Origin of the sequence: Spinactinospora alkalitolerans (assembly GCF_013408795.1) — a bacterium.
GTDB classification, from domain to species: domain Bacteria; phylum Actinomycetota; class Actinomycetes; order Streptosporangiales; family Streptosporangiaceae; genus Spinactinospora; species Spinactinospora alkalitolerans.
On sequence record NZ_JACCCC010000001.1, the window covers coordinates 3,894,259 to 3,920,963 of the forward strand.

Consider the following 26,705-nt stretch of genomic DNA (forward strand, 5'->3'; position numbering starts at 1 on the left):
TCGGGAAGGCGTCACCCCTTGGTGCTCAGGAGCTGGTTGAGGAAGGTGCGGTAACTGCGCAGGGCCAGCCTCAGGTCTTCGGTCTGGGCCTCCCCCTCGCGCCCCCACTGGCCCTCCAGCCTGCGTTTGTGCTCGGCGAAGTTGGCGGTCAACGTGTCGAGGATGCGCCCGACGAGGACGTCGGCGTCGTGCACGGCCTTGCGCGGGTCGTCGACGAAGTCGCCCTGCAGATCGCGCCACTGATGGCGGAAGGTGTCGACCTCGTCGGGCGAGAAGAGCCTGGCCCCGATGTCGTCACCGTTGTGCTGCTGCGGCGCACCGGCGGCCGATGCGCTCCCGGGCGCGTCGGCGGCGGGCTCGGCCTCCTCTTGCGCGGCCGGCGGCCGCACCGGCGGCTCCCCGGTCTCCGACGCCGACCGCGGGGCCGGCGTGCGGGCGGCCTCGGACACGGAGGTCGGCGCCTCGCGCCGCTCCGGGCGCTGCGCCGCCGCGTCGGGGCCGGGCTCGGAGGCCTTCGCCTCGCTGCGGGCCTGGTCGGCCCGTCTGCGTTCGGAGCGGCGGAAGTTCCAGCGCGCTTCGCGCTTGCTCGCCAAGGCCTCGGAGTCGTCCGCGTGGCTCCTCGTCCCACCGGGTTCGGGAACGGCGCCCGGAGGGGTCTCACCGTCTCGGTTCACGGGAATGCGTCTCCTTTCCGGACCGTGTGGTCCGCGTGGTCCGCCGCTGCGCGCGGTCCGCGCCGGCCGGCGGACCCGTCAGCGCGGGTGCGGCTCGTCCCGGCCCGGGTCGCCCGGTGCCGCGTCGGACGGCGGCCCGGTCTCGGCGTATCCGTCGCTGCCCTCGGGCGTGTTCGGGTCGGCGGCGTGCCTGCCCTGCCCGCCGCCGTTGCCGCTGAGGTCGCGGTCCAGCAGGTCGGAGAAGAGCGTGCGGTAGTGGACCATCGCGGTGCGCAGCTCCTCGGTCGTGGACTCGCCGCGCTCGCTGCGCTCGCTGATGTCGCGCGCGGCGCGGTAGTGGTCGATCGTGCGCGCGTGCTCCACCGAGAGGTCGGCGGCCTGCTGCTCGAACCCCTCCGTGGGGTAGCCCCGGTCGGCCATCAGCCGTGTCACCAGGCTGTCGGCTTCGGCGACCGCTTCGACGGGGGCGTCGACGAACCGCTCCTGGATCCGGACCCAGCCCTGGGCGTAGCCGTCCCGGGCCTCGGGGGACAGGGGGCGGAGCTTCAATCTGGAGTGGCGCTTCTCCCGGCCCGCCAGTTCGCGCTCGGCGGCCTTGGGATCGTGGTGGCGCTCGACCGCCCGATCGTATTCCGGGCCGAATTTCTCCCTCAGGCGCCGCCTGCGCCGCCCGGGCACAATCACGGCCACGGCGGCGACGATGAGTACCAGGACAATGGCGGCCACCACGATGCCGATGATCAGGCCCGTGTCCATTCGTGCCTCCTGCGGGTTCAGGGCCGGACCGCCGGGGCCCGACGTTCGAGGCTTCATGATGTTGGCTGCCCCGGAGAAAATGCGCGAAACTCGCGATGCCGCGCATTGCGGTAAAATGCCAGCTCCGCCGGGCAAGAAGCGCGATAAGGCGTCTCGATTCGGCATTCCCGTACGGGGACACGATGCGGGTGAGCGCCCGTCCGCAACCCCCTCGGCCGCACACGGCGGGCCCCCGGAGCCGGATGCTCCGGGGGCCCGCCGGCCGGACCGGTCAGCCCTTGACGCAGATCACCTGGCGCAGGTGGGCCACGACCTCGACCAGGTCGGTCTGGGCGTCGATCACCTCGGAGAGGTCCTTGTAGGCGGCCGGGATCTCATCGAGCACGCCCCTGTCCTTGCGGCACTCCACGCCCTTGGTCTGCTCGATCAGGTCGGCCTCGGTGAAGGTCTTCTTCGCCTTGTTGCGGCTCATCCGCCGTCCGGCCCCGTGCGAGGCGGAGTTGAACGAATCGGGGTTGCCCAGTCCGCGCACGATGTAGGTGCCGGTGGCCATGGACCCCGGGATGATGCCGAGGTCGCCGCGGCCGGCCCGGATGGCGCCCTTGCGGGTGACCAGCACGTCGACGCCGTCGTAGCTCTCCTCGGCCACGTAGTTGTGGTGGCAGGAGATCCACTGGTCGAACGTCACGCGCGGGAACTCCCTGCGCAGCACGTCGCAGGTCAGGCCCATCATCACGTCGCGGTTGCGCCGGGCGTAGTCCTGGGCCCAGAACAGGTCGCGGCGGTAGGCCGCCATCTGGGGCGTCCCCGACACGAACACCGCGAGGTCCCGGTCGGGCAGGTCCCGGTTGTGCGGCAGCCCGCGGGCCTGCTCGATGTGGTACTCGGCGAGCTCCTTGCCGATGTTGCGCGACCCCGAGTGCAGCACCGCCCAGACGGCGCCCCCGTCGTCGAGGCAGACCTCCAGGAAGTGGTTGCCGCCCCCGAGGGTGCCCACCTGCTTGGCCGCGCGGTCGCGGCGGTCCTGCACGGCCGGGGCGAGGGAACCGAACTCCGCCCAGAACCGGTCCCAGTCGGCCGTCTTGAGCCCGTGCACCCGCCGGGGGTCGACGGGGTCCCGGTGCATCTGGAACCCGACGGGGACGGCCTTCTCCAGCGCCGAGCGCAGCGCGCCCAGGTCGTCGGGCAGGTCCTCGGCCGTCAGGGAGGTCCGAACCGCGGTCATGCCGCAGCCGATGTCGACGCCCACGGCCGAGGGCGACACGGCGCCGCGCATGGCGATCACCGAGCCGACGGTGGCGCCCTTGCCGTAGTGCACGTCGGGCATCACGGCCAGGCCGTGCACCCACGGCAGCATGGTGACGTTGCGGAGCTGGTCCATCGCGGCCGGCTCGACCGTCTGCGGGTCGGCCCACATCCGGATCGGGACGCGCACTCCGGAACTCTCGGTGTAGGGCATGGGCCACCTCCCCTTCTCAGACGCCGGGCCCGCGCGGAACGCCTTCGCCGTCCGCGCCCCCACAATGACGCCAGAACCGGCCCGGCGGGGCAACCGGTTTTCCCGTGCGCGCACCCGGGGCGCGCACGGGAACGCGGTCAGCCTCCGATCGCGGACATGGGGCGCGCCGGCTGCAGGAAGCTGGGGTCGTTGATGCCGTGGCCGGGCAGTTTGGCGGCCACGGCGGCGCGCCAGCGGTCGGCGATCTCGGCATCGGAGGCGTCGGAGCGCAGGAGCGCGCGCAGGTCGGACTCCTCTCGGGCGAACAGGCAGTTGCGGATCTGGCCGTCGGCGGTGAGCCGGACCCGGTCGCAGGCGCCGCAGAACGGCCGGGTCACCGAGCCGATGACGCCGACCTTGGCGGGGCCGCCGTCGACGTGGAAGATCTCGGCGGGCGCGCTGCCGCGCTCGGCGGCGTCGGCGGGCTCCAGGGTGAAGGCCGCGCCGAGCCGGTCCAGGATCTCGTCGGCGGTGATCATGTTCTCGCGCCGCCAGCCGTGCTGGGCGTCCAGCGGCATCTGCTCGATGAAACGCAGCTCGTAGCCGTGGTCGAGGCAGTAGCGGAGGAGCTCGGGCGCCTCGACGTCGTTGACGCCGCGCATCAGCACCGCGTTGACCTTGACCGGGGTGAGCCCGGCCGCCGCGGCGCCGGCCATGCCCTCCAGGACGTCGTCCAGCCGGCGGCGGCGGGCCAGCTTCTCGAAGACGTCGGGACGCAGCGTGTCGAGGGAGACGTTGACCCGGTCCAGCCCGGCCTCGGCCAGCGCCGGCGCCATCCGGGCCAGGCCGATGCCGTTGGTGGTCAGCGCGGTCTGGGGACGCGGGCGCAAAGCGGTGGTGGCCGCGACGATGCCGGGCAGGCCCTTGCGCAGCAGCGGCTCGCCGCCGGTGAACCGGATCTCCTCGATCCCCAGCAGGGTGACGCCGATGCGGATCAGGCGCAGGAGTTCGTCGTCGGTGAGCAGTTCGGGCTTTGGCAGCCAGTCCAGTCCTTCGGCCGGCATGCAGTAGGTACAGCGCAGGTTGCAGCGATCGGTGAGGGAGACCCTCAGGTCCGTGGCCACTCTCCCGTAGGAATCGGCCAGCACGGGCTTCACCTCCAGCTCTCTGGTGCGGCGGGTGCGAAAAGCGGCGCGCCCTCCGCCGCGTGCCCCCCAGCCTAGAAGAAGCCGGCGACGGTTTCCCAAGACCGCGGCCGGATTTCGCGCGACGGGAGGGCGCGCCGCCCGGCCTCGAACCGCGCGGAAGGAGCCCGTAAGGTCGGGACCGGCGAAGAACTGCGGGAGAGGACGCACATGACCGGTGACGTGAGCACGCGGGAATGGGAGCTGCCGGGCGGACCCCAGGGGTCGGGGCGGCTGCACGCCAGGGCGTGGGTGGACGGTTCGGCCGATCCCACCTGGCTGGCGGTGCTGGTGCACGGCTACGGCGAGCACATCGGCCGCTACGACGGCGTCGCCCGGCTGCTGTGCGCCGAGGGCGCCGCGGTCTACGGGCCGGACCACCGGGGGCACGGGCGCTCTTCGGGCGAGCGGGTGCTCATCGAGGACTTCGCCGACGTCGTCGAGGACGTGCACCGCGTGGTCACCCAGGCGCGCAGCGCCTACCGGTCCATCCCCCTGGTCGTCATCGGCCACTCCATGGGCGGCCTGATCGCGGCCCGCTACGCCCAGCGGTACCGGGGCGACCTGGCGGGGCTGGTGCTGTCCGGGCCGGTGCTGGGGCGCTGGAGCGCGATCGAGGAGCTGGCCGGCCTGGAGGAGATCCCCGACGCCCCGATCGATCCGGCGACGCTCTCGCGCGACCCCTCGGTGGGGGCCGCCTACACCGCCGACGAGCTGGTCTGGCACGGCCCGTTCAAGCGCCCCACGGTCCTGGCGATCGTGCGCGAGATGGAGCGCGCCGCCGCCGACGGGACGGTGGACGGGCTGCCGCTGCTGTGGGTGCACGGCTCCGACGACCGGCTGGTGCCGGTCTCGGGCACCAAGGTCGGCATCGAGTCGCTGGCCGGTCCCGACTTCACCGCCCGGATCTTCCCCGGGGCGCGCCACGAGGTCTTCAACGAGGTCAACCGGGACGAGGTGCTGGAGGAGGTCACCCGGTTCGCCCGCCGCTGCGCCGGGCGCGGGTGAAAAAGGTGGCGTGCGGGTGGGCGATTCTCTCGCGTGGCCGCCGGGCCCGTAGACGAAAAATCGCCCACCCGCACGCGAAGTAGACCCGCACCTCGGGTGCACACCGACACCGCGGTTACGGTCCGGAGCCCATGGTGGCGGCGTGGGTTGCGCGGCGCCGGTGCGATCCCTACGAGGGGCCTTCGGCCACACGAGAGGATCGTCCAGTCACCGCGACTTGTGGTCTTCGGCTGAGCTTTCGGGCCCTCCGCCGATAAGGGCCTTCAGCTCCCGTACAGCTCGTCGATGGCGTCGGCGTACTTGGTCTGGATCACCCTGCGCTTGAGCTTGAGCGTGGGGGTGAGCTCCTCGCTCTCGGCCGTCCACTCCACCGGCAGCAGCCGCCACCGCTTGACCTGCTGCACCCGGGCCAGTCGGCGGTTGGCCTCGGTCACGGCCCTCTCCACCTCGGCCAGCACGGCCGGGTGCTGGGCGAGCTCGGCCAGGTCGGAGACGCCGAGCCCGGCCGAGCCCGCCCAGCCGGGCGCCACCTCGGCGTCCAGCGTCAGCAGCGCCACCGGGTAGGGGCGGCGGTCGCCGTAGGCCAGCGCCTGGCCGATCAGCGGGTGCTCCTTGAGCAGGCTCTCGATGCCGGCCGGGGCGATGTTCTCCCCGCCTGCGGTGATGATCAGCTCCTTCTTGCGGTCCACCACGTAGAGGAACCCGTCGTCGTCCATCCGGCCGATGTCGCCGGTGTGCAGCCACTGGTCCTCGTCGATCAGCGCCGCGCTCTCCTCGGGCCGGTTGAGGTAGCCGGTGACGTTGATCGGGCCGCGCACCATGATCTCGCCGTCCTCGGCGATGCGGACCTCGATGCCGTCCAGGGGCAGGCCCACGCTGCCGAACTTGTAGCCGTCCTCTCGGTTGACCGTCACCGCGCCGCAGTTCTCGGTCATGCCGTAGATGTCGCGGACGGTGATCCCCAGCCCGGAGAAGAAGCGCAGCACCTCTTCGGGCATGGGTGCCGCGGCGCTGGCGAAGAACTCCGCGCGGTCCAGTCCGATCAGGGCGCGGATGGGCTTGAGCACCTGCTCGTCGACCCGGGCGAAGCGCTCGGCCAGCTCGGGGTCGCGCTGCCGCCCGTACTGCCCGGCGGCGATGTGGGCCCTGGAGACCTCGGCCGCGGCCTCGATCGCGTCGCGCTGCTCCTGCGGGGCCGCGCCCAGCGCGGCGGTCAGGCCGGCCTGCAGCTTCTCCCAGACCCTGGGGACGCCGAACAGCCCGTTGGGCCGCACCAGGCCCAGGTAGGCGCCGACCTGCACGGGGTCGGGGCAGAAGTGGATGTGGGCGGAGACCCTGATCGGCATGTAGACGCTGAGGACCCGTTCGGCGATGTGGGCCAGCGGCAGGTAGGACAGCGTGATCCCGCGGTGCGGCAGGCGTGTGGCCCGCATGGCGACGGTGACCTGGTAGAGCACCTGGTGGTGGGTTTCGGCGACGCCCTTGGGGCTGCCGGTGGTGCCGGAGGTGTAGAGCATGGTGGCGGCGTCCCCGGGCCGCAGCCCGGCCATCCGCTCCTCGACCTCGGAGGGGTCGGCGGCGTGGCGGCGGCGCCCGGACTCGCAGAAGTCGTCCCAGGAGACGAACCGCGGGCCGCCGCCCTGAGGCGGCGGGGGCAGCACCGCGGCGTCGCGCACCACGACGGTGTGCAGCTCGGGCAACTGGTCGAGGACCGGCTGCCAGCGGGCGAGCTGGTCGGCCCCGTCGATCACCGCGACCTTGGCCCGGCAGTCCGCGGCGACGTAGGCGATCTGCTCGGGGGCGAACGTGGCGTAGACGGTCAGCGGCACCGCCGCGGCGTGCACCGCGCCGAGGTCGGCGAGCAGGTGCTCGGAGCGGTTGGGCAGCATCAGCGCCACGACGTCGCCGTGGCGCACCCCGGCCTCGATGTAGGCCGCCGCCAGCTCCAGGGCGGTCTGGCGGTACTCCCCCCAGGTCAGCGTCTTCCAGTGGTCGCCGGAGGTGTCGCTGATCCGGTCCGAGAGCGCCGGCGCGTCGGCGTCCTGGCGCGCCGCGTCGCGGAACCAGTCCACCAGCGTCCGGCCGCGGATCTCCGCTTCCACCTCCGTGCGCGCTCTCAGTACCTCGGAATGCCCCATAACCGCGCTCCACTCGTCAGGTGTGGCATGAATCACCACGGATTCGGAAATCGCACCATGTTCGGGTGAGCGGTTTCAAGGTGAAGGTCGATGATTCGTCCGTTCCTCAGATGATCGGCGATAATTTCTCCGCCGCTCCGTCCCCGGTCCCGCGCCCGCCGCGACGCCGCAGCGCCATCCGGGCCAGCGGCCACAGCAGCGGAAGCACGATGGTCACGTGGACGCCGATGCTGAGCGGCGAGGTGGCCGGCCCCGGCAGCGATCCGTCGCCGAGCTGCGGCGCCCGGCGCCCGGAAGGCGCGGCCTGAAGGCGCGGGCGGTCTCATCGCCCGCAGCGCCGAGATCGGTGCGCAGCGGAGCGGTGGCGCCGGCCGAGCGCGGTCAGACGTAGAGCTCGCGCGGGGCCGGGGCGGGTTTGGCGACGGTGTCGGCGTAGGCGTCGGCGAGCCGGCGCACAGCGTCGGCCAGCGCCTCCGGCGGCTGGGTGTGGACCAGGCGCACGTAGTGCTCCAGCGTGCCCTCGGCGCCGAAGACGGGGCCGGGCGCGAGGTGCACACCGTGCCGGCTCGCGGCCTCGCCGAGCGCGGTGGCCACGGGCCGGGGCATCTGCGCCCACAGCACCAGGCCGCCGCTGGGCGTGTCGAAGCGCCACTCGGGCAGCCGGTCGCGCAGCGCGGCGGCCAGCGCGTCGCGGTTGCGGCGCAGCTGCCTGCTGCGCTCGGTGCGGATGCGCATGAGGTCTGCGAGCAGGTGGGTGACGACGAGCTGCTCCAGGATCGGGGTGGACAGGTCGAACCGCTGCCGCAGTGCCATGAGCCGCGAGACCATGGGCGGGGTGGCCCGGATCCAGCCGACGCGCAGGCCGCCCCACAGCAGCTTGGTCGCTGAGCCGACGCTGAACACGCGGCCGTCCCGGTCGTGGGCCGCCATGGGCGCCGGCTGGTCGCCGGAGTCGATCGCGAGCTCGGCCACGGTCTCGTCGACGATGATCGAGGTGCCGGCCTTCGCGGCCTCGGCGACGACGGTGGCGCGCTCGCGGTCGTCCATCAGCGCGCCGGTGGGGTTGTGGAAGTCGGGGACGAGGTAGGCCAGGTTCGGACGCCACTGCCGGAACGCGTCGACGACGTTGTCCATCTCCCAGCCGCCGCGCGGCACCCCGACGGTCCGCAGGCGCGCCCCCAGATGGCGGGCCGTGGCCAGCGGGTGCGGGTAGGTGGGCGACTCCACCAGGACGCCGTCACCGGGTTCGATCAGCAGCTCCATCAGCAGCGCGACCGCGTGCTGGGCGCCGTTGGTGACGAAGATCTGCTCGGGCGTGGTGGGCAGGCCGCGCTCGACGTAGCGGCGGGCGATCGCGTGGCGCAGCTCCGGGAGCCCGAACAGGGCGTAGCCCTGCCCGCCGACGTGCGCGGCGAGCTGGTCGACCGCCAGCCGGGCGGCCGCCTCGACGCCCTCGATGGCCGGCAGGGCCGCCACGCCCAGGTCGATGTGCTCGGTGACGGGCACGAACGGCGCCCCGGCGCCGGCCCCGGTGTCGGGCAGCGCGGTCCAGCTCCCTGCGCCCTGGCGGCTGTCCAGGTAGCCGTTCTCGCGCAGCCAGGTGTAGGCGGCGGTGACGGTGTTGCGGCTGAGCCGCAGCGCGGCGGCCAGGTCGCGCTCGGCGGGCAGGCGGGTGTGGGTGGGGATGCGGCCGTCGAGGACCAGCCCGCTGATCGCCCGCCCCACGGCGAGGTAGTAGGGCCGTTCCCGCGCCTTGGCGCCGATCAGCCTGGCCAATAGGTGCCCGTTGATCCGTCTTTCTCCGACCGCCATGGTGCCACTTTCCGGTATTGGCCCTATCAAATCGGACCTGGAAGTACCAATATCACCTACATGGCCCAGTTTGACACCCTCTCAACAGCGATTTCGCGCCAATTGTCCTCTCTCACCCGGCAGGCCCGCCGCGTCTTCATCACGCCGGCCCTGCCGCGCCCCCGCTTCCGCCGCCTCTGGCGGCTCTACCTGGGCCTGCACCTCTTCGGACTGGGCGCTGCGCTGCAGGTCGCCTCCGCTCTCGGGGCGGCCCCGTGGGACGTGCTGCACCAGGGGCTGTCCCGGCAGACGGGCCTGTCGATCGGCACGTGGAGCGTGATCGTCGGCGCGCTGCTGATGCTGCTGTGGATTCCGCTGCGCCAGCGCCCCGGCATCGGCACGCTGAGCAACGTCGTGGTGGTGGGGGTCTCGGTCGACATCTCACTGTGGTGGCTGCCGACGCCGGAGGACCTGCTCGCGCGCTGGGCGCTGCTGGTCCTGGGCATCGTGGTCACCGGCGTGGCGACGGGCTGCTACATCGGCGCGCGGCTGGGCCCCGGCCCGCGCGACGGGCTGATGACCGGCCTGGCCGAGCGCGGGATCTCGGTCCGGTCGGCGCGCACCGGCATCGAGGTCGCCGTCGTGATCGTCGGCTTCCTGCTCGGCGGCACCGTCGGCGTGGGCACCCTGCTCTTCGCACTGGCCATCGGCCCGCTGGCGCAGGTCTTCCTGCCGATGCTCGCGATCGAGGAGGAGAGGGACGGCGAGAGGAGCGCCTGACTGATGTCCGACCGATGGATTCGCGGGCGGGGCTTTTAGGGCTCGGTCCCTCTGTGCCGCCGGCGGCTTGCGCGCCTGCGACAGCCGCCCCCCCTGTGCGGACCCGGTCGTCGGACATCGCCGGGCCCCGCCCCCATCGCGGAACCGGTCCCCCCGCCCGCCCGGCGGGGGACCGGTTCCGCGAAGCGCGTTACGGACCGTCCTGATCAGGGCCGAAACAAGTGGCCACACGGCGCGATGTCCGTTGCTTCACAATTCGACCGCATCGCTCCTGACCGCTCGGAGCGGCCGGTACCGTGGGCGGAACGCCGTGCGAAGGGGATCTCGATGCGCGCGGCCGGCCGCGACGGCGATGATCGGCACGACTAACCTCGCCGGTACTGGAAATGGGCCCCCCATGGAGATCCAGGGTGTCCTGCGCGCTGCCGAGAGTTGGATACGGTACGTCCGCGACTACGTGATCTTGAATTCATGACTCGGTTATTGGGGGTGAGCCGCGTGTCTGGCAGGATTGAGGACTACGCGCTGATCGGCGACATGCAGACCGCTGCTCTGGTCGGGCGGGACGGCTCCATCGACTGGCTGTGCCTGCCCCACTTCGACTCCCCCGCCTGCTTCACGGCCGTCCTGGGCGACGAGCAGAACGGCAACTGGTGGATCCGGCCGGCCAGCGGCGAGCCGCGCGCCACCCGTCGGCGCTACCGGCCCGAGACGCTGATCCTGGAGACCGAGTGGGAGACCCACGAGGGCACCGTCCGGGTCATCGACTTCATGCCCCCGCGCGGCGGCGTCCCGCACATCGTCCGCATCGTCGAGGGCGTGCGCGGCACCGTGCGGATGAACACCGCGCTGCGGCTGCGCTTCGACTACGGCAACGTGGTGCCCTGGATGCACCGCAACGGCACCGAGCTCGTGGCCGTCGCGGGGCCCGACTCGGTGTGGGTCAGCTCGCCGGTGCCCCTGGAGGGCCACAACTTCATGCACGACGCCACGTTCACCGTGAGCGAGGGCCAGCGCGTGCCGTTCGTGATGACCTGGCACCCCTCCCACGCCGAGGAGTCCGACCACCTCGACGCCGAGAAGGCCCTCTCCCGCACCGAGCGGTTCTGGCGGGAGTGGGTGGAGCAGTGCACCTACGAGGGCGAGTACCGCGACGCCGTGGTGCGCTCCCTGATCACGCTCAAGGCCCTCACCTACCGCCCCACGGGCGGCATCGTCGCCGCGCCGACCACCTCCCTGCCCGAGGACATCGGCGGCATCCGCAACTGGGACTACCGCTACTGCTGGCTGCGCGACGCCACCATCACGCTCGAGGCGCTGATGCGCAGCGGCTACACCGACGAGGCGCGGGCCTGGCGCGAGTGGCTGGTGCGCGCGGTGGCCGGCGAGCCGCAGCACATCCAGATCATGTACGGCGTGCGCGGCGAGCGGCGGCTGGCCGAGTGGGAGGCCGACTGGCTCCCCGGCTACGAGGACTCCCGCCCGGTGCGCATCGGCAACGCCGCCGTCGGCCAGTACCAGTTGGACGTCTACGGCGAGGTCATGGACGTCCTGCACCTGGCGCGGCGCTCGGGCCTGCAGGGCGAGGAGCACGTCTGGGGGCTGCAGCGCTCCCTGGTCAACTACCTGGAGTGGTGCTGGGACGAGCCCGACGAGGGCCTGTGGGAGGTCCGCGGCCCGCGCGAGCACTTCGTGCACTCCAAGGTCATGGCCTGGGTCGCCGCCGACCGCGCGGTCCGCATGATCGAGGAGTTCGGCAAGGAGGGCCCGGTGGAGCGCTGGCGTGCGCTGCGCGACACCATCCACGCCGAGGTCTGCGAGTACGGCTACGACTCCCGGCGCAACACCTTCACGCAGTACTACGGCGCCACCGAACTCGACGCGTCGCTGCTGCTCATCCCCGAGGTGGGGTTCCTGCCCTACGATGACCCGCGGGTCATCGGCACCATCGAGGCGATCCGCGAGGACCTGATGGTGGACGGGTTCGTGCTGCGCTACCGGACCGACCGCGACGAGGTGGCCGACAAGCTCCCCGGCGACGAGGGCGCGTTCCTGGCGTGCAGCTTCTGGATGGCCAACGCGCTGCTGTCGATCGGCAGGGAGAAGGAGGCCCGCGAGCTGTTCGACCGGCTGCTGGCGCTGCGCAACGACGTCGGGCTGCTCGCCGAGGAGTACGACCCCCGGATCGGCCGCCAGGTGGGCAACTTCCCCCAGGCGTTCAGCCACGTCCCCCTGGTCACGACCGCGCTGAACCTCTCCCACCAGAACGGGCACCGGCGCGCCGAGACCGACTGACCGGCGGCCGGGCGGGCGCGCCGGCGGCGGTGCCGGCGATGTCCGCGGTAAGACTCGTCTGACCCGTGGGGAAGAGAGTGCCCCGCCGCCGTTACGCCCGACGCCTGTAGGTCAGGGGATCGGGCATGAGCGTCACGACCGACATCCCCGCCCGGCTCGACCGCCTCCCCTGGGCCCGCTGGCACTGGCTCATCCTCCTCGGACTGGGCAGCGTGTGGATCCTGGACGGCCTCGAGGTCACGATCGTCGGCGCGATCGGATCGCGTATCACCGAGGAGAGCAGCGGACTCGGCATCACCGAGGCCCAGGTGGGCCTGGCCGCGTCGGTCTACGTGGTCGGCGCCTGCCTCGGGGCGCTGTTCTTCGGCCACCTCACCGAGCAGTACGGTCGGCGCAAGATCTTCCTGGTCACCCTGGGTGTGTACCTGGCGGCCACGGTCCTGACCGCGTTCTCCGGCAACGCCCTGTGGTTCTACGCCTGCCGGTTCTTCACCGGGTTCGGCATCGGCGGCGAGTACGCGGCGATCAACTCCGCGATCGACGAGATGATCCCGGCCCGGCTGCGCGGCCGGATCGCGCTCATCGTCAACGGGTCCTACTGGCTGGGCGCCGCGGCCGGCGCCGCGATGGCCTACCCCATGCTCAACCCCGAGGTGCTGCCGGAGGACATCGGCTGGCGGATGCTGTTCGCGATCGGCGGCGTGCTGGGCCTGATCATCCTGGTGGTGCGGCGCATCGTGCCCGAGAGCCCGCGCTGGCTGGTGATCCACGGCCGCGACGACGAGGCCGAGCGGGTGGTGCACGGCATCGAGGACGAGGTCGAGGCCGAGACCCACCGCGACCGGCTGCCCGAGCCCGACCCCGAGCGCACCCTGACCCTGGAGCAGCGCAGCTCCACCACGTTCCGCGAGCTCGCCGCCACCATGGTGCGGATCTACCCGCGGCGCACCGTTCTGGGCCTGTCGCTCTTCGCCGGCCAGGCGTTCCTGTACAACTCGATCTTCTTCACCCAGGCGCTGGTGCTCACGACCTTCTTCGACGTCTCCTCGGCGATCGCGCCGCTGTTCATCGTGCCGCTGGCGCTGGGCAACTTCCTCGGACCGGTCCTGCTCGGCCCCCTCTTCGACATCCTGGGCCGCAAGCCCATGATCTCGGGGACCTACATCGGCTCGGGGCTGCTGCTGGTCGGCACGGGCGTGCTGTTCCAGAACGAGGCGCTCAGCGCCGTCACGCTGACCGCCTGCTGGTGCGCGGTCTTCTTCGTCGCCTCCGCCGGCGCCAGCTCCGCCTACCTGACCGTGAGCGAGATCTTCCCGATGGAGACCCGGCCGCAGGCCATCGCGCTGTTCTACTCGGTGGGCACGGCGCTGGGCGGCATCCTCGGCCCCGGGCTGTTCGGCGTGCTGGTGGGCAGCGGCGAGATCGGACAGGTGGCGTTCGGCTACTACCTGGGCGCCGGACTGATGGTCGCCGCCGGGCTGGTCGAACTGCGCATCGGCGTCGAGGCGGCCCGGCGCTCGCTGGAGGACATCGCCGATCCGCTGAGCAAGAAGAAGACCGTCACGTCGATGTGAGTCCGGCGGCGGCCGGGCGGAGCCGCGCGGAAGCGGAAACGGACGGGGCGGGCCGGGCCCGCGCGGACCTCGAACCGTGGAGGAGCGTGAGAGCGGTGGAGGCACTGGCGCCGCCGGAGGTGCGGACGAACCTGCTGGACCTCTCCGGGCAGGGCTGGCCCCAGGTGGTGGCGCTGCTGAGCGCGCTGCTGCTGTGCTCGCTGATCGGCCTGGAGCGGGAGCTGCGGCAGAAGAGCGCGGGCCTGCGCACCCACACCCTGGTCGGACTGGGGGCTGCACTGTTCATGGTGGTGAGCAAGTACGGGTTCGGCGACGTGGTCAACGGCGAGACCGTCCTGCTCGACCCGTCCCGGGTGGCCGCCCAGATCGTGTCCGGCATCGGCTTCATCGGCGCCGGGCTGATCTTCGTCCGCCGCGACTCGGTGAAGGGGCTGACCACCGCGGCGGCGGTGTGGCTGTCGGCCGCGGTGGGCACCGCGTGCGGGGCCGGCCTGTGGGTGGTGGGCGCGTTCGTCACCGCGGCGCACTTCGTCGTGACCTACGGCTATCCCCCGCTGATCAGGTGGCTCTCGCGCAGCGCCCCGGTCTCCTCGCTGCTGCGGATGAGTTACGAGGACGGCCGGGGCGTGCTGCGTTCGGTCCTGGCGCTGGCCACCCGCCAGGGCTTCGCCGTCCACGAGGTCAGGACCGAGCGCCGCGCCGACGACCGCGTCGACGACCGGGTCGACCGGCCGGCCATCGACCTGGTGCTGCGGGTGCGCGGCCGCGGGGACGTCAACGACCTGGCCGTGGCGCTGTCGGAGACCGACGGGGTGCTGCGGGTACACGTGGGCGAGGCCGACGACGAGGAGGAGTGAGGACGCGCGGGCGCCGGACGTCCGCGCGTCCCCGGGGTCACTCCCGCAGCACGGGGTCGGCCCAGACCGCCGTCGCATCGCCGGCACCGTAGTCGCAGTCGGCCCCCGGCTCGATCTCCAGACGCAGTCGCAGCGCGCCCTCGACGTCGGCCTCGATCTGCAGCTCCTCGCCGAGCTTGGCGGTCTGCGTGGCGACCTTCTCGCCGTCGGCGATCACCGTGAACACGACCGTGCTGTCCGACGGGGAGTCGTCGCTGATCCCGACCGTCGAGGTGAAGGTCGACCAGGAGCGGTTCAGGTTGTACTCCGACCAGTCGGGATAATTGCCGCAGCTCGTGCTCCCGGTCAGCGCCCGCGAGTAGGACTCGGTGTTGATCGTGGCGTTGGCGTTCTCGAAGCCGTCGTCGGAGTCGACGGGGTCGTGGGTGGCGAGGTACTCCTCGCCGCCGCCCGTGGAGGCCTCGGCGTCCGCGCCGGCGGAGGAGCCCGTCGAGGGCGACGCGCCGGCCGTGCCCGACGGACCGGGATCGGGCTCTTGGGCGGTCATGGGCGAGGAGCCGGGCTCGTCGCTCGGGCTGGACGCGCCCGCGGCCGCCTGCGGGCCGGGCACGACCTGAGTGCCCCGTCCCAGCACCCAGTAGGTGCCGCCCGCGCCCGCGGCCAGGCACAGCACGACCAGGATCGCCAGGCCGATCAGCTTCGGCTTCCTCGACCTCTTCTTCGGGGGCTGCTGCGGGCCGCTCACCGCGGCCATCGGCGCGGTCCAGGCCTGCTGGGGGCCGCTCTGGGGGCCGGGGCCGCCCGGCGCCCCGAACGACGGCGGCGGGGTCTGCGCGGACGGGCCGCTCTGCGGGGGCGGCGGCGGGGGCGGGGTGCCGCGCATGCCGCCGACCGGACGCTGCGGCCCGGGACCTCCGGGCTGGAGGCCACCGGCGGGCGCGCCCTGCGGAGAGGGCCCGCTCTGCGGCGGCGGTCCGCTGACCGGCGGTCCCTGGGGCGGACCCCCCTGACCGGCGGGCGCGGCGGACCGCTGCGGACCGGAGTCGGCAGGGCCCGGCCCCGGAGCCTGCCGCGGTCCACCGGCGGGTGGGCGCGGGCCCGGCCCGTCCGCGGGAGCCCCTCCCCCGGCGGGCGCGCCCTGCGGAGAGGGCCCGCTCTGCGGCGGCGGTCCGCTGACCGGCGGCCCCTGAGGGGCGGCCGCGGCGGGCCGCTCGGCTCCCGCGCCGCCGGGCGGGTCCGCTGGTCGGCCGGGCGAATCCGGCGGTCCGGGCGGCTGTCCGCCCTGCGGTCCTCCGGTGGGCTCGGCCGGTCCCGTCCACGGCGCCGACACCGCGGCGGCCGCCGCACCACCCGCGGCACCGCCCGCTGCGGCGCCCGCCGCACCGGCGGCCGCGCCGCCCTGCGGATTGGACACCGGGCCGCTCCACGGAATCGACGTGCTGACCGAGCGCAGCGTCTTGATCCAGTCCAGCGCCGCGGGCCGCTCGGAGGGCTCTGCGGAGAACATCGCCGTGATCCGCTCGCGCTGCTGCGGACCCGCCGTGGCCAGAACCGGCAATTCCGCGAACCTCTCCCGCAACTGCTCGGGGGCCGGCGGCGGCTCGGCGCCCGACAGCGCGAAGTAGACGATCGCGCCGAAGGCGTAGCGGTCGGTGGCCGCGGAGTACTCGCCGTTGAAGATCTCCGGGGCCGCGTACCCGGGCGTGAACCACGGCTTGGCGGTCATGTGCCGCGCGGCGATCTTGCTCAGCCCGAAGTCCACGAGGGTGGCCTGGCCGTCCTCGCTGACCATGATGTTGCCCGGGGAGAGGTCGCCGTGCACGACCGCGCGCCTGGACGGGGTCGCCCGGCCCGAGTGCAGCCAGTCCAGCACCTCCGCGATCTGCTCCAGGTGGCGCAGCACCTCGCGCTGGCCCTTGGGGCCCTCGACCGCGTGCTCGGCCCGCCAGTCGCGCAGGTCCAGGCCCTCGACGTAGTTCATGACCAGGTACAGGGCGCGGTCGGTGTACTCACCCGACTCCCCCGCGCGGTGCTCCGGAACGCCCTCGAAGTGCTCGCGCACGCCGACGACGCCGAGCCGGTTGATGAACCTGAGCAGTTCGGCCTGCTCGTTCCACCTGCCGCTGAGCTCGTCGAACTGCTCGGAGTCGGCCGCCACATCGGAGTTGAGCACCTTCACGACCACCGGCTCGGTCTGGCCGGCCAGCGTCACCTCGGCGAGGTAGAGCGTGGCTTCGCCGCCCCGACCCACCGATCTGACCAGGCGGTATTTGTCCGGCTGGGAATCGGGACCTACATACAGCGCAGAACTCACGGAGAAACCCAATCCGCGTCGGGGGTCGTTCGGGCAATGGCGAAAGCGGCGCCGGCGTCGACGGCGAAACCCGCGGGGCCGATGAACGGGGCGGCGCAAAGGCGCAGGGAAATACGATAGACGTCCCGAACCGCGAACCGGAACTCCGCTGCGGCCGCGCGAGGCCCCGCGGGACCGCGACCCGCGGACCGGGCGGTGTCCGTGGTAATGCGGCGCGAAGAACCGCCCTCGTGAACCGATACGCTGCCGCGGGAATTCTCGGTGAAGGGGCGACGTGGCAGAACGCGTATTGGACGGCCGCTACCGGCTGGTGGAGAAATTGGGCACCGGCGGCATGGGCGAGGTCTGGAAAGGAACCGACGAGCGGCTCGACCGGCCGATCGCGGTCAAACTGGTCCGCCCCGACCTCGTCGACACCGACGACACGGTCGCCCGCTTCCACCGCGAGGCCCGCGTCACCGCCCGGCTGGCCGGCCATCCCAACATCGTCATCCTGCACGACTACGGCAACCACGACGACTCCGTCTACGCGGTCATGGAACTGGTGGCCGGGCGGACGCTGAACGCGGTGCTGCGCGAGCGCGGCGCGCTGCCCATCGGGCTCATCGCCGACTGGGGCGCCCAGATCTGCGCCGGGCTGGCCGCCGCGCACGCGGCGGGGATCGTGCACCGCGACGTCAAACCGGGCAACCTCATGCTGGCCGGGGACGGATCCGCAGCCGGCGCCCCGGGCACCGAGGGCACGGTGAAGGTGCTGGACTTCGGGATCGCCGGCTTCCACGAGGCCGTGGTGCAGAGCAGGCGGCTGACCCGGACCGGCGACCTCATCGGCACCCCGCTGTACATGTCGCCCGAGCAGGTCCAATGCCGACCGGCCGACGTCGCCGGCGACCTGTACTCCCTGGGCACGATCCTGTACCAGATGCTGACCGGGCGGCCGCCGTTCCAGGCGTCCGAACCGCTCGCTGTGCTGCGCATGCACCTGATGGAGCGGCCCCGGCCGCCGGAGGAGCTGCGCGACGGGATCCCGGCCGGACTGCGCGCCCTCGTCCTGGAGCTGCTGGCCAAGTCGCCCGAGCAGCGGCCCGGGAGCGCCGGGACGGTGCGCGACCGGCTGCTGTCGGCGGCCGGGGCCGCGTCGGGCGGGGCGTCACCGCCCGACGCGACGACCGTGCCCGCCCGGCCGGCCCCGACGCGCCGGCTGACCGAACCGGTGCCCGCATCGCTCGCCCCCGGTCGGCGGCGGGAGCTGATCCGGCGCCTCGACGACATCGAGGCCCGCGCCGAGGAGGGCTACCTCGCGACGGCGGCCCAGGAGCTGCGTTCACTGCTGCACGAACTGGCCGAGGTCTACGGCCCCGAGCACCCCGAGACCCTGAAGGCGCGGCGCCGGCACGCCTACCTGTCCGGGAAGGGCGGCTACCCGGCGCACGCGGCGGAGCTCTTCGGCGAGCTGGTGCCCGACCTGGAACGGGTCTACGGGCGGCAGCACCCTGAGACGCTGACCGCCCGCTACTACCTCGCCACCAACGCCGGGCGGGCCGGGCGGCACGCCGAGGCCGCGCGGGTCCACCGGGAGCTGCTGCCCGACCTGGTGGCGGCGCACGGCCCCGATGCCGGCCGGGTGCTGCTCACCCGGCTGCACCTGGCCTTCGACATCGGCGAGTCCGGCGACCACCGGCGCGCGGTGGCGATGCTGGAGGAGCTGGTGCCCGACCTGGAGCGGGTGCTGGGCCCCGACGACTCCACCGCCCTGACCGCCCGGCACTACCGCGCGGCCTACACCGGTTACGCGGGCGACCCCGCGGGAGCCGCCCGGCAGTACCACGAGCTGCTGGCCGACCACGTCCGGATCCACGGCGCCGCCCACGCCCAGAGCGCCAAGATCCGCGCCCGCCTGTCCGAATGGCAGGACCGCGCCCGCTGACCGAGTAGAGGTAGGAGTCGTCCAGGGGGCCGGCTGTCGCAGTGCGCGCAGCGCCGGCGGCACGCACAGACCCCGCCTTCCACGCTCTCCCGCACCCCTGGCGGAAACGGCCGGGCTCGAAAGCAGATGCGGGCCCGCTCGTGCCGCCATCACTACGCGATCGCGGCAGCCGACCCCCTGTGTGTCCGCATCACCTGGCACAGAAGCGTCGCAGGATTGACGACAAGGGGCTTCCCTGAACTCCACACTCCGGCACGCCGTGAACGGACCATAGCGGTCACCGTCCGCCGATAGTGTTCTGAGCCATGTCATCAGGACGACCGTTGAACGAAATCGTGGAGACCGGCTGGGCCAAGGCCCTGGAGCCGGTGGCCGACAAGATCGGCGAGATGGGCGAGTTCCTGCGCGGCGAGGTCGCCGCGGGCCGCACCTACCTGCCGGCCGGGGAGAACGTGCTGCGCGCGTTCCAGCAGCCCTTCAAGGACGTGCGGGTGCTGCTGGTGGGGCAGGACCCCTATCCCACGCCGGGGCACGCGGTGGGGTTGAGCTTCTCGGTGGCCCCCGACGTCAAGCTGCCGGGCAGCCTGCGCAACATCTACAAGGAGTACACCGACGACCTCGGCCTGCCCATGCCCTCCAACGGCGACCTCACCCCGTGGACCGAGCGCGGCGTGCTGCTGCTCAACAGGTGCTTGACCGTCATGCCGCGCAAGCCGGGCTCGCACCGGGGCAAGGGCTGGGAGGAGATCACCGACCAGGCGATCCGGGCGCTGGCCGAGCGCGACAAGCCGATGGTGGCGATCCTGTGGGGCCGCGACGCCCGCACCCTGCGCCCGCTGATGCCGGGCGTGCCGTGCGTGGAGTCGACCCACCCGAGCCCGATGTCGGCGCACAACGGCTTCTTCGGCTCCCGGCCGTTCAGCCGGACCAACGACCTGCTGCGGGAGCAGGGCGCCGATCCCATCGACTGGAAGCTGCCCTGACGCGTCCCTTCTCCCCGCCGATCTCGGCCTTGTGGGGCCTGGACCGCGCGGTGGTTCCAAGAGACCGTTGCAACCGCCGCGCGGACTCCATCGGGGGCGGGTAGGGCGACGCGGCCGGGGCCGGTTCCCGCGTCCCAGGTCACGATCGGCGGAGCATGCCGGTGGCGGAGACCGGGATGAGCGCGGAGACGGCGGTCAGGGCGGCGAAGGCCCAGGTGTAGGCGCCGGGGCCGGTGCCGCCGGTCTGGGCGAGCACGGCGGCCAGCCCCGCGGCCCCGATGGCGCCGCCGACGCGCTGGACGATGTTGACCAGGGTCGTGGCGTCGCCGATCCTCTCGGCGGTGACCGAGGCGTAGGCCGCGGTCATGGCGGGCGTCTGCGCCCAGGCCGTCCCCACGCCCCGCGCGACGAGGAGTGCCACCAGGACCGGAGTGGCCGGCGTGCCGGAGAGGAAGAGGAAGGGGACGGTGGTGGCGACCAGCAGCCCTGCCCCGACGAGGACGACCGGCCCGGCGCCGTGGCGGTCGGTCAGCGCCCCGCCGACGTAGAGGGCCCCGGCGCTGCCCAGCCCCATGGTCAGGAGCAGCAGCCCGGTCTGCGCGCCGTCGCGGTCCGCCGCGAGCTGGAGGTACAGGGGCAGCAGCAGGAGGCCGCCCACCGCCGGCCCCACGGCGGGCCCGAGGCTGACGACCACGCCGAGAGCGCCCATGATCCTGCCGAGCTGACCGGGGCCGGCGATCGCCCCGATCACGGCCTGCCCGGCCGGGACCAGCACACCGGCGGCCAGTCCTTACAGGAACCGCGCACCGATGAGCGTCTGCACCCCGGGGGCGAGGGCGCACAGCGCGGACGCGGCGGCGAAGGCGGCCAGGGCGAACGCCCAGACGCGCCCGTAGCCGTACCGGCCGCCCAGCCGGCCCGCCGCGGGCGCGAGTGCCGCTGCTACCGCTGCGGGCGCCAGCCGAGCTTCTGTGAGGCCGCCAGGCCGGCGTGGCGCACCAGGGGGCCGAACCGCGCGAGTGCGTCGTCGGTCATGCGGAACTCGGGGCCGGCGACGCTGAACGCCGCGACCGGATTGCCCTCCCAATCGAACACGGGGGCGGCGACACATCGGATGCTCACCTCGTTCTCGACGTCGTCGACCGCCCAACCCCGTTCGCGGATCGCGGCGAGCTCCGCCCGCAGCGCGGCGGGGTCGATGATCGTGGCCGGAGTCCGCGGATGCAACCCTGCCCGCACAACCTCCGCGACCAGGGAATCGGCGGACCACGCAAGGACCGCTTTGCCGATTCCGGTGCAGTGGAGCGGATTGGAATTGCCGATCCGGGAGTACATCCGGACCGGCCACTTCGCTTCGCGCTTCTCGATGTAGATGATGCGCAGATCCTCGCGGATACCGAGATGGCAGGTCTCTCCACAGGACTCCGAGAGGTCCCGCAAGGCGGGCAGGCACGCCTCGCGGACATCGATCCCTTCCAGAAACGCGCTGGCCAGTGTCAGCGCACCGCGAGCGATGCGGTACCGGCCGCTCTCAGCGTCCAAACGCGTGAGCTCGGCATCGGACAGGGCGCTCACCAGCCGATGGACGGTGGGTTTGGGCATGCCCAGGTTCTCGGTCAGCGTAGCCAGTGTGAGGCCGGCGGGGTGCTCGGCCAGTGTGTTCAGCACGTGAAGACCTTTGACCAGCGCCTTGGGTCCGCTCTCGCTCTCCGGGATCACTCCGCCCTCACAGACATCGATGTGCCTACCCCTCGCGCCGGCCCGCACGGGTGGATGACCGCGGGCTCCACCGGACTGGTGCAAGGCGTTCCCGCCACTGGCCGGGGCTCCAGCGCATTGACAGTTTTTGAAACGCCATTTTAATCTTACCCGACTTCAGTGGACATCGGAGGCAGCCATGCGCATGAGCCGGGTTGCCCTACTCCCCCCATTGGCGTTGCTTCTGGCCGCCTGCGGGGTGAATGGGGCCGCTGACAGCACCGGGCGGTTGGAGGGACCCATCGAGTTCGTCGTTCCCTTCGCGGCCGGCGGCGGTACCGACCAGACCGCCCGCCGACTCGCCGACATCGCAGAGGAGACCTGTCAGCTCGACACCGTCGTCACCAACCAGGAAGGAGCGACCGGCGCCATCGGTTTCCAGGCGATTGCGAACGCCCCGCCGACCGGCGCCACCGTCGGCGTGGTCACCGCCGAGCTGGCCATGCTGGACCACCTGGGCATGACCGATGTGTCTCCCGATGACATGACCGCGCTGCTGCAGTACAACTTCGATCCGGCCGCCTTCACCGTGGACAGCGACAGCTCGTTCGAGTCGATCGCCGATGTGGTCGAGACCGCCGAGTCCGGCGAGATGGTCTCGGTGGGCACCTCCGGAGCCGGATCGATCTGGGAGATCTCGGCGGCCGGGATGGCTCAGAAGGCCGATATCGAGTTGACGCGGGCCCCCTTCAACGGCGCCGCCGAGGCGATCACCGCGCTTCGCGGCGGTGTGGTGAGCGCGACGAGCGCCTCGGGAGCAGAGGTTCGCGAACAGGTCAAGGCGGGCGAATTGCGCCCCCTTGCAGTCATGAGTGAGGAGCGGTTGGACATCCTGCCGAACACCCCGACCCTCACCGAGGAGGGCATCGACTGGGTCTCGGGGACCTGGCGCGGCCTCGCCGTGCCCAAGGACACCCCCAAGGAGACCGTGGACCGACTGGAGCGGTGCTTCACCGAGGCCGTCGAGTCCCCCGAGTTCGTCGAGTTCATGGATACCGCCGGATTCGGTCGCGAATACCGCGGTGCGGAGGAGTTCGCGACCTACATGGACGAGCAGTACCGAAGCTTCGGTCAGATCATCCCGCAGGTGACCGGTGAGTAGTCCGCGGCGTTTCGACCTGGCGATCGCGGGCGCGGTGCTCGCCTTGGGGCTGGTGACGGCCGGGGTGGCCTGGACGCTGCCCGCGGGCCGTCAGGACGGCGACATCGGGCCCGGAGGTTTCCCCCTGCTGATCGCGAGCGCGCTGGTGGTCCTCGGCACGGTTCGGCTCCTCCAGGCGTGGCGGTCCGACCCCGAACCGAGTCCGGCGAGTAGGCCGCTGCCGGTGATCGCCATGCTGGCCACGGGGATCGCCGTGGTGGTGCTGATGCCGGTCATCGGGTTCGTCCCGGCGGCCGCGGTGCTGCTGGCCGCCGGGGCGCTGATCGCCGGAGAGCGCCGACCGGTGCGGCTCGCGCTCTTCGCCGTTGTCTTCTCGCTGGCGAGCTACGCGCTGTTCGCCTTCGTCTTCGCGGTGCGGCTGCCCAATGGCCTGCTGGAGGGATTGCTGGGATGAGTGACTGGCTGACCGGTCTCGACGCGGTCATGACATTGCAGTCGATGCTGATGATTCTGTGCGGGGTCATGGTCGGACTGGTGGTCGGCGCGCTGCCGGGGCTGTCGGCGACGATGGCCGTGGCACTGCTGCTGCCCCTCACCTTCACGATGGATCCGCTGCCCGGCCTGATGCTGCTACTCGGTATCTACGGGGCCGCGCTGTATTCCGGCTCGATCCCGGCGATCCTGCTGAACGCGCCGGGAACGCCATCAGCGGCGGCTACGGTACTGGACGGCTATCCACTGACCAGGCAAGGGCGGGGCGGTCAGGCGCTGACCATCTCCCTGGTCACCTCGGTCGTGGGCGGCCTGGTCGGCACGGTGCTACTGGCCACGCTCGCGCCGCAGCTCGCAGAGGTCGCGCTCGCCTTCGGCCCCGCCGAGATGTTCATGGTGGCGGTCCTGGCGCTGTCCCTCATCGCCTCGCTCAGCCAGGGCGCTGTGTCAAAGGGACTGATCAGCGGCGCGCTCGGCGTCGCCATCGGCCTGGTGGGCCTGGACCCGATCCAGGGCGTTCCCCGGTTCACGATGGAGGTCACCGCGCTCGCCTCGGGGATCCCGTTCATCGCGGTGCTGATCGGCCTGTTCGGGATCGCTGAGGCGCTGATCCAGATCGCCGGCAACCGCGACCGCATCAGCGGGGACACCCCGGCTATCGGCCGCTTCACCCTCGGGCAGCGGTGGCTGCGGCGCCTGGGTCCCGCCGTCTCCGGCTCCTCGCTCGGGGGCTTCTTCATCGGCCTGCTGCCCGGTACGGGCGGAGACATCGCCTCCTATGTGGCCTACAACGAGACGAAGCGCTGGTCGCGCTCAACGGGATTCGGCAAGGGCAACCCCGCCGGCGTCGCCGCCGCCGAGTCGGCCAACAACGCCTCGACAGCGGGCGCCATGGCCCCGACCATGGTCCTGGGGGTTCCGGGCGACAGCGTCACCGCCATCCTGATCGGTGCGCTCACCGTCCACGGCCTCCGCCCCGGCCCGGAGCTCTTCCAGTCCGCACCCGACTTGGTCTATGGCGCCTTCATCGGGTTGATCCTGGTGAACCTGGCTCTCCTGCCCATCGGCCTGGTCGCGATCCGGCTGTGGAGCCGGCTGGCCTCCGTTCCGACGGCGCTGCTCTGGCCCCTGGTGATCCTGCTGTCGATGGCCGGGGCGTTCGCGCTGCGGACGAACATTGTCGACGTCGGCATCGCCCTGGGGGCCGGCGCTCTGGGATTCGTCCTCATGCGGGGCGGCTACCCGCTGGCTCCCCTGGTGATCGGCCTGATCCTCGGCCCAATGGCGGAGTCCAACCTCCGGCTGACCATGGTCCTTTCCGAGGGAAGCCTGACATGGCTGGCCCAACCCCTGCCGATCACGTTCGCTGCCCTGATCGTCGCCGCGATCGTGCTCACCAGGGTCACCGCCAAGCGGGGAAAGGCGACCACGGTCGACTTCCGCTCGCACGCCTGACCGCAGTAGGGCCACCGGAACCGGGCGGTTCCGGTGGCCCTGCTGTCAGAGGCGGTCGGCCCGCACATCGGCGAGCAGGGCCGCCCACTCCCCCACCGGAAATGCGAGATGCCCGAGACGGCGGTTCCGGGTGTCACGCATGTCCACACGATAGCCGTCCAGGGAACGGCACTCGACGCAGTTGGGGTCGTTTCCCCCGCTGTAACTGGACTTGCGCCAAGATTCGTTCATCACGAGAGTCCCTTTCGTATCTCTGCGAGCAGAGCCGCCGACGCCCGGAGAGGGAGGGCTTCCGCCTGGATGTTCCCAAAGGTCGTGGCGAGCTGGTTCACCTGCTTGAGATTGCTGATCACCGCTTGGCCGCCCCAATGCTGGGCATGGCCGACGATCCGGCCGTCGTGCAGATTCATGATCCGAAACGAGCCGGACAATCCCGGGTGGCTGGTGGTGTCCGATGGCACCACGGCGATCCGTATCCGCCAGTCCTCCGTCAGGGTCAGCAGGCGCTCCAACTGCTCCCGCATGATCTCACGTGAGTCCAGCACGCGGCGCACCGCGCCCTCGTCCACGATGAAGTGCAGCGGTGTACGCGGCAGTTCGGCCAGGCGCGCGGTTCTCGACTTGACGAGTTGATCCACCCGCTCATCGGTGTCCCAGGAGCGTTCGGCGCGAATGAGCGTGCGGGCGTACTTCGCCGTCTGGAGCAGGCCCGGCACCACCATCATCTGATACTCGCGCACCTCCATCGCCTGCCGTTCGAGCAGCGCGAAGTCACGCCACGAGTCCGGAATGTCGCGTGTGTCGTTCAGCCTCGTCCAGAGTTGGGCGAGGGTTCCACCTGTAGAAAGAGCGGAATCAGCCGCTTCCGCATGGTCCCGTTTCGGGGTCCTTGTCCCTCTCTCAAAAGCGCTCACGGTGGGAGTCGAGACGAGCATCTTGCGGCCCAATTGGTTCTGCGAAAGCCCAGCCAGGTTGCGCGCCCGGCGCAATTCGGCACCCCATGGCCGCCAGACCTCATTCACCCTGTCGCTCATGGTCGATTTCCTATACCACGCTGCTACACGTGTCTACGGGTTCTCGGAAAGAGTTGACAACTGTAGCTTCCATGGCAGGTCGGAGAAACGGCTGCCATCGTGAAAACGAAGGACCCCGGCGAGTGCTGCTGACACTCCCGGGGCGTGGTCCCGACCTGAACAAGGCAGGTGGAACGAGACGATGCTATCCACACCTCCAAGGCGCGCCGCCCGAGTACGCCCCTACTACCTGGCGAAGGCGGGTGCGTGGTGATGACGACCGCATTCGGCCACAGTTGGCACCGGGAGTTCGCCGGAGAGCCCGACAGCGTCAAGGCCGCCCGGGACTGGCTGGACAAGGCGCTGAGCTACGTGGGCGTGCCCGATGAACTGGTCGCCACCTCGGCCCTGCTGCTGAGCGAACTGGCCACCAACGCTGTCCTGCACACCCGCAGCGGCGAGGGCGGCACGTTCGAGGCCCATGCCTTCTACCGGCACGGCGCGGTGCGCGTAGAGGTCCACGACGCCGGCGGCGACACCGTTCCGACCCCGCGCACCCCCGGCCCCGAGTCCACCACCGGGCGCGGCCTGGTACTGGTCGAGGCCTTCTCCAACGCCTGGGGAACGCTGCCGCCCGAGTCGGGCACCGGCCTGTTCTTCGAGGTGCTCTGGGCCTCCACCCGCGAACGCGGCCGCCGCTAGTCGCGGACGTCCCCCGCCGCGGCGAGTTCCTCGTCGCCGCGCTCGATGCAGAACTCGTTGCCCTCGGGGTCGGCGAGCACCACGAACCCCCTGCCGTCCGGAGTGCGGAAGTCGGCCAGGAACGTGGCGCCGATCCCGAGCAGCCGGTCCATCTCCTCGTCGCGCCCCGCCCCGTTCGGGCCGAGGTCGAAGTGCACCCTGTTCTTCACCGTCTTGCTTTCCGGAACCCGCAGAAACAGCATTCCGGGCTGTCCCTTGGGAGCGGGGATGTAAGCCTCGTCCGCACCCGGCCTGCTCTCGGAGTCGATCGGCGCGTCGATGACCTCGGACCAGAATTCGGCCAGCGCATAAGGGTCGGCGCAGTCGATGGTGATGGTGCGGATCGGCGAGGGCATCCTTGGCCTCCAGGGAGGAACCGACTCGGCGGATCACCTCTGCCCCGCCCGGGGTTGGGGTAACCGTCA

The 26,705-nt window shown here is 71.8% G+C and carries 24 protein-coding genes; 12 read left to right on the forward strand and 12 right to left on the reverse strand.

Translation table 11 applies throughout. The features are described 5' to 3' along the window. Nucleotides 1–11: 11 nt before the first annotated feature. From HDA32_RS17275 to moaA, 4 genes are all read right to left on the reverse strand, one after another. Nucleotides 12–674, reverse strand: a complete 663-nt coding sequence (locus HDA32_RS17275; protein ID WP_179644169.1) for a hypothetical protein — start codon at nucleotides 672–674, stop codon at nucleotides 12–14. 78 nt (nucleotides 675–752) lie between these two features. Continuing rightward, nucleotides 753–1,430, reverse strand: a complete 678-nt coding sequence (locus tag HDA32_RS17280; protein WP_218882506.1) for a hypothetical protein — start codon at nucleotides 1,428–1,430, stop codon at nucleotides 753–755. A 271-nt stretch (nucleotides 1,431–1,701) separates the two neighbouring features. Next, nucleotides 1,702–2,889: an RtcB family protein gene (locus HDA32_RS17285; protein WP_179644170.1), complete on the reverse strand. Its 1,188-nt coding sequence runs from the start codon at nucleotides 2,887–2,889 to the stop codon at nucleotides 1,702–1,704. 137 nt (nucleotides 2,890–3,026) lie between these two features. Continuing rightward, nucleotides 3,027–4,016, reverse strand: a complete 990-nt coding sequence (gene moaA, locus HDA32_RS17290) for a GTP 3',8-cyclase MoaA (protein ID WP_312863220.1) — start codon at nucleotides 4,014–4,016, stop codon at nucleotides 3,027–3,029. A 207-nt stretch (nucleotides 4,017–4,223) separates the two neighbouring features. Between moaA and HDA32_RS17295 the strand changes: the two genes are divergently transcribed. Continuing rightward, on the forward strand, nucleotides 4,224–5,060 hold the full coding sequence (locus tag HDA32_RS17295; protein WP_179644171.1) for an alpha/beta hydrolase: 837 nt from the start codon (nucleotides 4,224–4,226) through the stop codon (nucleotides 5,058–5,060). A 263-nt stretch (nucleotides 5,061–5,323) separates the two neighbouring features. Here HDA32_RS17295 and HDA32_RS17300 read toward each other — a convergent pair whose 3' ends face one another. Next, the gene (locus HDA32_RS17300; protein WP_179644172.1) at nucleotides 5,324–7,198 is read right to left on the reverse strand and encodes an AMP-dependent synthetase/ligase; all 1,875 of its coding nucleotides are present in this window, start codon (nucleotides 7,196–7,198) and stop codon (nucleotides 5,324–5,326) included. A 65-nt stretch (nucleotides 7,199–7,263) separates the two neighbouring features. On the opposite strand from HDA32_RS17300, the gene HDA32_RS17305 reads away from it, so the two are divergent. Continuing rightward, the gene (locus HDA32_RS17305; RefSeq protein ID WP_179644173.1) at nucleotides 7,264–7,506 is read left to right on the forward strand and encodes a hypothetical protein; all 243 of its coding nucleotides are present in this window, start codon (nucleotides 7,264–7,266) and stop codon (nucleotides 7,504–7,506) included. A 73-nt stretch (nucleotides 7,507–7,579) separates the two neighbouring features. Here HDA32_RS17305 and yczR read toward each other — a convergent pair whose 3' ends face one another. After that, complete coding sequence (gene yczR, locus HDA32_RS17310; protein WP_179644174.1) at nucleotides 7,580–9,010, reverse strand: MocR-like transcription factor YczR; 1,431 nt, start codon at nucleotides 9,008–9,010, stop codon at nucleotides 7,580–7,582. A gap of 60 nt (nucleotides 9,011–9,070) precedes the next feature. Between yczR and yczE the strand changes: the two genes are divergently transcribed. From yczE to HDA32_RS17330, 4 genes are all read left to right on the forward strand, one after another. Further along, entirely contained in the window at nucleotides 9,071–9,769 is a 699-nt protein-coding gene (gene yczE, locus HDA32_RS17315; protein WP_246334398.1) for a membrane protein YczE, read from the forward strand. 483 nt (nucleotides 9,770–10,252) lie between these two features. After that, the gene (locus tag HDA32_RS17320) at nucleotides 10,253–12,064 is read left to right on the forward strand and encodes a glycoside hydrolase family 15 protein (RefSeq protein WP_246335049.1); all 1,812 of its coding nucleotides are present in this window, start codon (nucleotides 10,253–10,255) and stop codon (nucleotides 12,062–12,064) included. A 125-nt stretch (nucleotides 12,065–12,189) separates the two neighbouring features. Next, nucleotides 12,190–13,638 (forward strand): MFS transporter, encoded by a 1,449-nt coding sequence (locus tag HDA32_RS17325; RefSeq protein WP_179644175.1) that lies wholly within the window; start codon nucleotides 12,190–12,192, stop codon nucleotides 13,636–13,638. A gap of 86 nt (nucleotides 13,639–13,724) precedes the next feature. Further along, the gene (locus HDA32_RS17330) at nucleotides 13,725–14,495 is read left to right on the forward strand and encodes an MgtC/SapB family protein (protein WP_376766966.1); all 771 of its coding nucleotides are present in this window, start codon (nucleotides 13,725–13,727) and stop codon (nucleotides 14,493–14,495) included. A gap of 37 nt (nucleotides 14,496–14,532) precedes the next feature. Here HDA32_RS17330 and HDA32_RS17335 read toward each other — a convergent pair whose 3' ends face one another. After that, nucleotides 14,533–16,809 carry a protein kinase domain-containing protein gene (locus HDA32_RS17335; protein ID WP_179644176.1) on the reverse strand — a complete coding sequence of 759 codons (2,277 nt, stop codon included), beginning with the start codon at nucleotides 16,807–16,809 and terminating at the stop codon, nucleotides 14,533–14,535. Nucleotides 16,810–17,083: 274 nt separating this feature from the next. On the opposite strand from HDA32_RS17335, the gene HDA32_RS17340 reads away from it, so the two are divergent. Further along, entirely contained in the window at nucleotides 17,084–18,736 is a 1,653-nt protein-coding gene (locus HDA32_RS17340) for a serine/threonine-protein kinase (protein WP_312863221.1), read from the forward strand. Between the two features lie 305 nt (nucleotides 18,737–19,041). After that, a complete protein-coding gene (locus HDA32_RS17345; protein WP_179644177.1) occupies nucleotides 19,042–19,719 on the forward strand; it encodes a uracil-DNA glycosylase in 678 nt (225 codons plus the stop codon). A gap of 139 nt (nucleotides 19,720–19,858) precedes the next feature. Here HDA32_RS17345 and HDA32_RS17350 read toward each other — a convergent pair whose 3' ends face one another. Together HDA32_RS17350 and HDA32_RS17355 are read right to left on the reverse strand one after the other, a co-directional pair. Next, the gene (locus HDA32_RS17350) at nucleotides 19,859–20,494 is read right to left on the reverse strand and encodes an MFS transporter (RefSeq protein WP_179641199.1); all 636 of its coding nucleotides are present in this window, start codon (nucleotides 20,492–20,494) and stop codon (nucleotides 19,859–19,861) included. 167 nt (nucleotides 20,495–20,661) lie between these two features. After that, complete coding sequence (locus tag HDA32_RS17355) at nucleotides 20,662–21,486, reverse strand: IclR family transcriptional regulator (RefSeq protein ID WP_312863222.1); 825 nt, start codon at nucleotides 21,484–21,486, stop codon at nucleotides 20,662–20,664. 220 nt (nucleotides 21,487–21,706) lie between these two features. Between HDA32_RS17355 and HDA32_RS17360 the strand changes: the two genes are divergently transcribed. From HDA32_RS17360 to HDA32_RS17370, 3 genes are read left to right on the forward strand one after another with little or no spacing between them, the layout of a single operon-like run. Beyond that, on the forward strand, nucleotides 21,707–22,579 hold the full coding sequence (locus HDA32_RS17360; protein WP_179644179.1) for a tripartite tricarboxylate transporter substrate binding protein: 873 nt from the start codon (nucleotides 21,707–21,709) through the stop codon (nucleotides 22,577–22,579). Further along, nucleotides 22,572–23,033, forward strand: coding sequence for a tripartite tricarboxylate transporter TctB family protein (locus tag HDA32_RS17365; RefSeq protein WP_179644180.1), 462 nt, complete (start codon nucleotides 22,572–22,574; stop codon nucleotides 23,031–23,033). Before HDA32_RS17360 ends, HDA32_RS17365 begins: the two co-directional genes overlap by 8 nt. Then, a complete protein-coding gene (locus HDA32_RS17370) occupies nucleotides 23,030–24,526 on the forward strand; it encodes a tripartite tricarboxylate transporter permease (protein WP_179644181.1) in 1,497 nt (498 codons plus the stop codon). The genes HDA32_RS17365 and HDA32_RS17370 overlap by 4 nt, the downstream gene beginning before the upstream one ends. A 45-nt stretch (nucleotides 24,527–24,571) precedes the next feature. On the opposite strand, the gene HDA32_RS17375 is transcribed toward HDA32_RS17370, so the two are convergent. Continuing rightward, on the reverse strand, nucleotides 24,572–24,757 hold the full coding sequence (locus tag HDA32_RS17375) for a DUF397 domain-containing protein (RefSeq protein ID WP_179644182.1): 186 nt from the start codon (nucleotides 24,755–24,757) through the stop codon (nucleotides 24,572–24,574). Continuing rightward, nucleotides 24,757–25,560, reverse strand: a complete 804-nt coding sequence (locus HDA32_RS17380; protein ID WP_179644183.1) for a helix-turn-helix domain-containing protein — start codon at nucleotides 25,558–25,560, stop codon at nucleotides 24,757–24,759. The genes HDA32_RS17375 and HDA32_RS17380 overlap by 1 nt, the downstream gene beginning before the upstream one ends. A 252-nt stretch (nucleotides 25,561–25,812) precedes the next feature. On the opposite strand from HDA32_RS17380, the gene HDA32_RS17385 reads away from it, so the two are divergent. Beyond that, nucleotides 25,813–26,241: an ATP-binding protein gene (locus HDA32_RS17385; RefSeq protein ID WP_179644184.1), complete on the forward strand. Its 429-nt coding sequence runs from the start codon at nucleotides 25,813–25,815 to the stop codon at nucleotides 26,239–26,241. On the opposite strand, the gene HDA32_RS17390 is transcribed toward HDA32_RS17385, so the two are convergent. Then, nucleotides 26,238–26,636 (reverse strand): VOC family protein, encoded by a 399-nt coding sequence (locus HDA32_RS17390; RefSeq protein ID WP_179644185.1) that lies wholly within the window; start codon nucleotides 26,634–26,636, stop codon nucleotides 26,238–26,240. The genes HDA32_RS17385 and HDA32_RS17390 overlap by 4 nt on opposite strands. Between the last annotated feature and the right edge of the window lie 69 nt (nucleotides 26,637–26,705).

Bases quoted from the DNA above. Each gene is read 5' to 3' on its own strand.
- HDA32_RS17280 (WP_218882506.1), bottom strand. From the start codon at position 1,430: ATGGACACGGGCCTGATCATCGGCATCGTGGTGGCCGCCATTGTCCTG.
- HDA32_RS17285 (WP_179644170.1), bottom strand. From the start codon at position 2,889: ATGCCCTACACCGAGAGTTCCGGAGTGCGCGTCCCGATCCGGATGTGG.
- HDA32_RS17295 (WP_179644171.1), top strand. From the start codon at position 4,224: ATGACCGGTGACGTGAGCACGCGGGAATGGGAGCTGCCGGGCGGACCC.
- HDA32_RS17300 (WP_179644172.1), bottom strand. From the start codon at position 7,198: ATGGGGCATTCCGAGGTACTGAGAGCGCGCACGGAGGTGGAAGCGGAG.
- yczR (WP_179644174.1), bottom strand. From the start codon at position 9,010: ATGGCGGTCGGAGAAAGACGGATCAACGGGCACCTATTGGCCAGGCTG.
- yczE (WP_246334398.1), top strand. From the start codon at position 9,071: ATGGCCCAGTTTGACACCCTCTCAACAGCGATTTCGCGCCAATTGTCC.
- HDA32_RS17325 (WP_179644175.1), top strand. From the start codon at position 12,190: ATGAGCGTCACGACCGACATCCCCGCCCGGCTCGACCGCCTCCCCTGG.
- HDA32_RS17345 (WP_179644177.1), top strand. From the start codon at position 19,042: ATGTCATCAGGACGACCGTTGAACGAAATCGTGGAGACCGGCTGGGCC.
- HDA32_RS17370 (WP_179644181.1), top strand. From the start codon at position 23,030: ATGAGTGACTGGCTGACCGGTCTCGACGCGGTCATGACATTGCAGTCG.
- HDA32_RS17375 (WP_179644182.1), bottom strand. From the start codon at position 24,757: ATGAACGAATCTTGGCGCAAGTCCAGTTACAGCGGGGGAAACGACCCC.
- HDA32_RS17380 (WP_179644183.1), bottom strand. From the start codon at position 25,560: ATGAGCGACAGGGTGAATGAGGTCTGGCGGCCATGGGGTGCCGAATTG.
- HDA32_RS17385 (WP_179644184.1), top strand. From the start codon at position 25,813: ATGACGACCGCATTCGGCCACAGTTGGCACCGGGAGTTCGCCGGAGAG.
- HDA32_RS17390 (WP_179644185.1), bottom strand. From the start codon at position 26,636: ATGCCCTCGCCGATCCGCACCATCACCATCGACTGCGCCGACCCTTAT.